We start from the raw sequence: 748 nt of genomic DNA, 5'->3' as shown, positions 1-748 counted from the left end.
CCGAGTGCGGCGGCGGCCGGCACGTCGGCAAAACGATTGGTGGTGTCGGCCTTGAGCGCCGGCAGCGACGACAGCGCCAGCGAAGCGATAGTCTTCTTTTCTGCGTCGGAAAAATCAGGCTTGCCGCAGCCCACGAGGACGACGGCGACCATCAGCGCCAGAAAGCGGAAAAGGCGCTTCATCGATCGCTCACAGCACCACGTTGAACAGTACGGTATCGGAGCCGGCGCCGGATGAGATGGCGAAACGAAGTTGCCACCAGCCGCTCATGGTGAATTTCAGCCCCTCGATGCGGTAACGGCCTTCGCCCAGGTAATCGGTGACCTGCGGGCTGGTCGGCAGGCCGTGATTGTGTTGCGGCATGCCGCCGGAGATGGCGATCGCGGCGCGCTCCACCGAAGCCCCTGTCTTTGTCTTCAGGGTCAGCAGCCAGGATTCCAGTTCGCCCTGCCGCACCACGCCCCGTTCCGGCACGAAACTCGCCACGTACAGCCCGTTGTCGGTTTTCTTCGTCCGCGCGACATCCGGGCCGGCTGGCAGCGACGAACGCGGCGCCGTCAGGAAGACGACCGCGAGAATGCCGACCAGCAAGGCAGCCAGACCAAGACCCGCCAGAAGATAACGCCATATCGATGCCAAACCGGTTCCTCTTCTGCAGACAACGCTCTGCCGAACGGATCGCATCCCGCCAGCCTGTGGGAAAACGCTGTGGCGGAAAAAACCCTGCTTGCCAAGCATGGCGCTGCCG

At 63.5% G+C, this 748-nt stretch carries 1 protein-coding gene and 1 pseudogene; both read right to left on the bottom strand.

Annotated elements, in window-relative coordinates:
- Nucleotides 1–182: pseudogene (locus EN879_RS37780) on the bottom strand (methylamine utilization protein); the annotation flags it as partial.
- A gap of 7 nt (nucleotides 183–189) precedes the next feature.
- Nucleotides 190–639 (bottom strand): FixH family protein, encoded by a 450-nt coding sequence (locus EN879_RS37775; protein WP_024503807.1) that lies wholly within the window; start codon nucleotides 637–639, stop codon nucleotides 190–192.
- Nucleotides 640–748 lie beyond the last annotated feature (109 nt).

Origin of the sequence: Mesorhizobium sp. M7A.F.Ca.AU.002.02.1.1, from assembly GCF_003998535.1 — a bacterium.
Classification (GTDB): Bacteria; Pseudomonadota; Alphaproteobacteria; order Rhizobiales; family Rhizobiaceae; genus Mesorhizobium; species Mesorhizobium ciceri.
The sequence above is the reverse complement of the archived record's forward strand: the minus strand, read 5'-3'. Positions and strand labels throughout refer to the sequence as shown.